Genomic DNA, 6,275 nt, shown 5'->3' on the forward strand with positions numbered 1-6,275 from the left:
AAGTCAGCGACTTTGCCTTGGGCAAGGCAGCCTTCATGACCGGTAAGGGCGCATGGGATGAAGAAGCCATCAAGAAAATTACCCCTGACTTCGACCTTGGCATCGCCGGCTACCCTGTCAGCGATAAGCCTGAGCAGTCTCAGATCATTACCGGTGCCGACCAGGCGCTGCGCATTAACAAGGATTCGGCTGTAGCCGCTGAAACGATTGCATTCTTCAACTGGCTGTATACATCCGAATACGGCAAGAGCTGGTTCTCGACTGTGGCCAAAGTAATCCCGCCAATCAAAGATGCACCGATGCCTGACCTGCAAATGCCTAAGGAAATGGAAGAAATCCTGAAAACAGAGAAATCCGGCGACCTCTCGGTCAACTACTCTCTGGATACCTTCCACCAGAAATTCGGTGAATTGATGCAGGCCTATATCGGCGGCAGCAAAACTAAGGATCAGGCGATCGACGAAATCCAAAAAGCCTGGATACAATTCGGCTCCGCAGAATAAAACATAATTCATTGGATCCGGGACGGTCTCGCAGGTAAGATTCTTTTACCGGCGGGGCCGTCTTTTGTGTATGGGAAATAGCATGAACTGTATGATATTAAGTATAGGTAATAGTCGTAACTGCGGAAGTCCAAACATTCTCTGTAGTCTGCGCACAATGCCGGTTAGTCTAAGGTTTAACTTATATAGGAGAGACACCAACATTTGTCAGGAGGCTATACGGGATATGACCAGCAGGCTGATTGAGATTACCGAAAACGGACTTTATCTGATAATTGAGATTACCGAAGAACTGGATGTCCGGCTGCTGCATTTCGGGGCAACGCCGCTTGAGGCAGGAGTGATCGCTGATAAGAATAAACCGGGGTTCCGGCTGCTGGAGCTCCAGCTGTCCGGTGAGGACCGCGCCGAATACCACGGCCGGACGCACCGCGCGTCGTATCCCGGACTGCGGATGATCTATAACGGGCACAGTGACACGGTGAATGCGCTGGGCCGCAAGCTTGCGTTAACGCTGATTGATCCGCTGACAGGCATTAAGGCAGTACAGCATTTTCAGTTCTATCATGGCCTACAGATCATGCGTTCCTGGACGGAGCTGAAGAATGAGGGAAAGGAAGAGATTGCAGTGGAATATATCTCTTCCTTTGCACTTACCGGGGTAGACAAAGAAGGAAGTGCAGACCGGGGGGATAAAATTGAAGTGACATTGGCGCACAGCGGGTGGCAAAGTGAGCTGCAATGGCGGACCTACCGGCTGCCGGAGCTGGGGATGTCGCATTTGGCCGACCGCGGCTCTAAGCGGATCGCCGCCAGCAACACCGGCTCCTGGTCGGCGGCCGAACTGTTACCGGTGGCTGTGCTTTATAACAAGGAGAGCGGAAGCAGCCTGTTCTGGCAAATTGAGCATAACGGCTCCTGGCACTGGGAGCTGACCGACCAGTATGATCAGCTGACGCTGCTGGTCAGCGGACCGACGGAGCATGACAACCACTGGTGGATGAAGCTTGCACCTGGCGGAGAATTCGTTTCGGTTCCGGTAGCCGCCGGTTCTGTACAAGGCGGGATTGAGGCAGCTGCCGCGCAGCTGACCGCTTACCGCCGGATCATCCGCAGACCGAATGAGGACAATGAGCTGCTGCGGATTATTTTCAACGACTATATGAACTGTCTATGGGGCAGTCCGACGACAGAGAAGCTGCTGCCGCTAATCGATGCTGCCGCAGATGTCGGCTGTGAATATTTCTGCATTGATGCCGGCTGGTATGCACCCGGCGAATGGTGGGATGGCGTAGGCGAGTGGGAGCCATCCAGCGAACGTTTCCCTGAGGGCATCAAATATGTACTGGATTATATCCGGTGCAAAGGAATGATCCCCGGCCTGTGGCTGGAGCTGGAAGTCATGGGGATCAACAGTCCGAAGCTGGCGGAAACTGATGACAGCTGGTTCTTTATGCGCCATGGCAAGCGGGTCAAGGACCGCAGCCGTTATCAGCTGGATTACCGCAGTCCTAAGGTGATTGAGCATGCCGACGGGGTAATTGCACGTCTGGTGGAAGAATATGGAGTCGGATACATCAAGATGGACTATAACATCAATGCGGGTATTGGTACGGAAACGGATGCCGACAGCTTCGGCGACGGACTGCTGCAGCATAACCGGGCGTATCTGGCCTGGCTGGACCGCATTTTTGTACGTTATCCGAACCTGGTGATCGAGAACTGCTCCAGCGGCGGGATGCGCATGGACTATGCAATGCTCAGCCGGCACAGCATCCAGTCCACGAGTGACCAGGAGGACTATGTGCAGTATGCGGCCATTGCCGCAGGTTCACCGCTGGCGCTGACACCGGAGCAATCCGCGGTGTGGTCCTATCCGCTGCGCGAAGGCGATGACGAAGAGGTCATCTTCAATATGGTTAACGCGCTGCTGCTCCGGGTGCATCAGAGCGGGCATCTGGCCGAGCTTGAGCCGCGGCGCAGAGAGCTAGTGAAGGAAGCGCTGGATTATTACAAATCCATCCGAACTCATATTCCGCAGGCTGTACCATTCTGGCCGCTCGGTCTGCCGGGTAGCAGTGGCCAGTGGGTGAGCTTCGGCCTGCACCACGGCAATACCCGTTACCTGGCAGTATGGAGGATTGGCGGTGAAGAGAGCGGAATCAACCTTCCGCTTCCGGAGCTGGCAGGGCTGGATGCCGAGGTAAGCTGTGCATACCCTAAGCAGCATAGCTCTGAGTGGAGCTGGGACAAGAGCGGGGGCAGTCTGACAGTGTCCATTCCACCCGGTAAGACAGCCAGATTATTTGAGATCCTTGCATAATTATTGCGTCAAGGTCTAAAGGACCGGATGTATAGCGTCACCCTTCGTGAACTGGAGCAGTTAACCAGCCAGCGGAGGGTGTTTTTTTTGCGGTGCAGAACTTTTTAATCCCAAGAAGGTATATACAAAAGGAAACAAAGCCATTAAAAATAGGAATAACCTAAAAAAGTTTAGTACATGATTATTTTGTCGAAATATCTATAAACTTTGTCGAATAATTTGTCGATATACATCAAAAGATGTAGAAATAAATTTGACAGGGAAGAAATAGCACTTTAAAATGCAAATATAGCGTAATCATTACTACTATTTAGAAGCATTGAAAGCTTTTAACACAAATGATTATATAAAGTGTTTATTCAAGGGAGGATGCATAATGATGAAAGCAACAGGTATTGTAAGAAAAGTGGATGAACTGGGACGGATCGTAATTCCGATTGAGCTGCGCAGAACAATGGGAATTGACATAAAGGACCCGCTTGAAATCTTCGTCGACGGAGAAAAGATTATCCTGAGAAAATATGAGCCTACTTGCATTTTCTCCGGCAGTGCTGAGAACCTGATTAACTTCAAGGGTAAAATGGTCAGCAAGGATGTATTGGACGAATTGATCGCCAGCTTTGATCAGGTATAATTGTGTTCTATACTTCATAGTTAAATTAGTAACGCAGGGACCAGGAGCGCAGCACTTTTACAGTGTGCACTCCGGTCCTTTTTAATGTCCACAACAAAAAAACAAAGACGGCAGCTTTCCAAAGCGTAGGGCTTAGGGCTGCCGTCTTTCCTGTTTGCGAATATGGGCCGGAGAAGCAGACATCGTACCGGACCAGCCCCAGCTCCATATACAGCTTTGGGGGCGAAGCAATGACCAACTCGGGCTCATAGACAATATATGCTGCTTTCCTATATCATAAAGGCTGTAAACGAAGAATCGGAACAACTTAGAAGGGATGATTCGCCTTATGAGCTATGAAAAACCGCAGCTGAAACTTAAGAAACCGGAAGCGATTGTATTTGATATGGATGGAACCCTGTTCCAGACGGAAAGCCTGTTATTGCCTGCATACCATAAAATGTTTGATATTCTGCGGGAGGAAGGGCTATATTCCGGCCCTACGCCGCCGGAGGAACGTATTCTGGGCAGCCTCGGCATGCTGCTTGCGCAAATCTGGAAGAATGTAATGCCGGAAGCTGATGAAGCTGTGCACCGGCGGGCGGATGAGCTGTTGCTGCAGCTGGAGATCGAAGGGCTTGAAGCCGGGGGAACCCTGCTTTATCCTCATGTAGTTGAGACCCTCCGTGCTCTTCATGAACGGGGAGTCCGGCTGTTCGTTGCCAGCAACGGACTGGCGGATTACATCCACAGCATTGTGGTAGTACATGAGCTGAAAGAGCTGTTCGACGGATTGTACAGCGCTGGCGGCCAAGGGACGGCCACCAAGACGGAGCTGCTGGGAATATTACTGAAAGAGAATGGAGTCGGCAGCGCCTGGATGGTCGGCGACCGCTCATCCGATGTAGAAGCCGGCAAGGGTAACGGGCAGACAGTGATCGGCTGCGCTTATGCCGGCTTCGGCCGCCAGGACGAACTAAAAGGTTCTGACGTTATTATCTCAGCCTTCGATGAATTGATCGGGCTGTACGATAACGCGGAGTAGGCTGCCTCCTTACAAAGGCTGCTGGTGCAGGAATCCCTGCACCAGCCTTTTTTGTGTGATAATATTAGGTTGATTACCTATCTATTTTGTGATTTAATGCAGTAGTACAGTTTAATGTCCGGCAAAGGTCAGAAACGGAACCCGTCTTCGGTTGAGGACGGCTAAGCCGTTTTTTCTTGCTGCCTGTAACCTTCGGGAGGCAGCTTGAATATAAATACTTGGTACAGAGGTGAAAACCGTTGATTAAATTGTCTGTCGTCGTTCCCGTTTATAATGAAGAAGACAATCTATTAGAGCTCCATCGGAGCATAACGGATGCGGTTAGGGGCAAGGTGGACAGCTACGAAATTGTACTTGTGGATGATGGCAGCAGGGACCGGAGCGCTGGAATCCTTGATGAGCTGGCCAGAACGGACAGGGCGGTAAAGGTGATCCATTTTGAGAGGCATTGCGGGCAGACGGCAGCCGTCTCCGCGGGACTTAAGCAATCCGGCGGGGAATTGATCGCCCTGATGGATGCGGACCTGAGAAGCGATCCGCGTGACATTTTCAGGCTGATGCCGTTTATCGGCAGGGTGGATTTCGTGAACGGGAAGCGGATGAATGCCGGGAAATCTTTACTTTCCAAGCTTCCTGCACAGGTCAGGAGCATGATCCGCAACTGGCTAACCGGCGAGCATATCCGCGATTTTATCTCGCCGCTGAAGTTGATGAGGCGGGAGGTGGCAGACAGCTTCCACCTGTACAACGGTATGCACAGGTATTTGCCGACGCTGGCCATTATGAATGGATTCTCCGTGATTGAAGTGTCCGTCACACACCGCAAAAGAAAACACGGTAGCTCAAAAAATGTTTTTATTAAGCGGATCTTTGCCGGTTTCATCGACGTAGTAGTCATCTGCATGCTGAAAAAAAGAGTGATCCGCTACCGGATCAGATCTTCTCCAAACCCAGAATAGAGCGTGGATTCGGAATTGTGCCGGTATAACATGAAGCTGCTTATTCTTGAAAAGAGATGACGGCCTTTCTGAAATTAGCGAATTTTGGCGAAGGAGAAGTACCGGGAGCTTAATCAATTCATATAAGAATGGAAGTAAGGGGTGGGGTCAGTAATGAACAAAAAATCCGCTTTTACAAATCTCTTAAATAGACCGATTATTCTATTCAGCCTTGTGCTGCTTATCAAAAGCGCAGTGGCCTGGTTTGTCGTATTCAGTGACGGTCCTAACTGGAGCATGGTGTTTACGGAAATTCCATTCTTCATTATCGTGTTCAGCCTGATCGAATGGCTGGCATCGAAACGAAAGATATTGTATTACATGATTGCGAATCTGCTAATCACGGTTATTTATTTTTCCGTGCTGATGTATTACAAGTATTACGGCGTTATTGCTACCTATCATGCGCTGCAGCAGGCGGATAAAGTCACCAAGGTAGGAGAAAGCACGTATTCACTGATTACGCCTTATTATTTGTTTATTTTTGTCGATATCGTATTCTTCCTGTTCTTTATGTTCCGCCCGAAATACATTACTAAATGGAAGGAAAGAGGTGCGATCCGCATGAGCCGGCCGGCTCTTCTCGTCATTACCGCCGTTTCGATCGGACTCTGTGTCTTTAATATCTGGCCCAATCATGCAAGCATGAACGAGATTAAAAAAGCGGAAAGCATGGGGATTCTGGGTTACGAGCTGTATACTCTTTTTGCCGATACCACAGAGGACGAGGCACTGATCGACCGCAAAGAGATTACCCAGCAGACCGTTAATGAGACCAAAGGAATCACAGAAC

General features: G+C 50.1%; 5 protein-coding genes and 1 pseudogene. All 6 read left to right on the forward strand.

Features of this window, described 5'->3' with window-relative positions; genetic code table 11:
* The coding region (locus AQR02_RS33610; protein ID WP_245237156.1) for a type 2 periplasmic-binding domain-containing protein at positions 1–503 on the forward strand (503 nt) is incomplete at its 5' end.
* A gap of 226 nt (positions 504–729) precedes the next feature.
* Positions 730–2,826 (forward strand): glycoside hydrolase family 36 protein, encoded by a 2,097-nt coding sequence (locus AQR02_RS05950; RefSeq protein ID WP_054939791.1) that lies wholly within the window; start codon positions 730–732, stop codon positions 2,824–2,826.
* A gap of 376 nt (positions 2,827–3,202) precedes the next feature.
* The gene (locus tag AQR02_RS05955) at positions 3,203–3,460 is read left to right on the forward strand and encodes an AbrB/MazE/SpoVT family DNA-binding domain-containing protein (RefSeq protein ID WP_054939792.1); all 258 of its coding nucleotides are present in this window, start codon (positions 3,203–3,205) and stop codon (positions 3,458–3,460) included.
* A 328-nt stretch (positions 3,461–3,788) separates the two neighbouring features.
* Positions 3,789–4,484 (forward strand): HAD family hydrolase, encoded by a 696-nt coding sequence (locus tag AQR02_RS05960; RefSeq protein WP_054939793.1) that lies wholly within the window; start codon positions 3,789–3,791, stop codon positions 4,482–4,484.
* A 239-nt stretch (positions 4,485–4,723) separates the two neighbouring features.
* Positions 4,724–5,443 carry a glycosyltransferase family 2 protein gene (locus tag AQR02_RS05965; RefSeq protein ID WP_054939794.1) on the forward strand — a complete coding sequence of 240 codons (720 nt, stop codon included), beginning with the start codon at positions 4,724–4,726 and terminating at the stop codon, positions 5,441–5,443.
* A 153-nt stretch (positions 5,444–5,596) separates the two neighbouring features.
* Positions 5,597–6,275: pseudogene (locus AQR02_RS33615) on the forward strand (LTA synthase family protein); the annotation flags it as partial.

This window comes from Paenibacillus ihuae, from assembly GCF_001368795.1.
Classification (GTDB): domain Bacteria; phylum Bacillota; class Bacilli; order Paenibacillales; family Paenibacillaceae; genus Paenibacillus_AQ; species Paenibacillus_AQ ihuae.

What these genes read in the sequence shown, in the direction of transcription:
- AQR02_RS05950 (WP_054939791.1), top strand. Translation starts at nt 730, where the DNA reads ATGACCAGCAGGCTGATTGAGATTACCGAAAACGGACTTTATCTGATA.
- AQR02_RS05960 (WP_054939793.1), top strand. Translation starts at nt 3,789, where the DNA reads ATGAGCTATGAAAAACCGCAGCTGAAACTTAAGAAACCGGAAGCGATT.
- AQR02_RS05955 (WP_054939792.1), top strand. Translation starts at nt 3,203, where the DNA reads ATGATGAAAGCAACAGGTATTGTAAGAAAAGTGGATGAACTGGGACGG.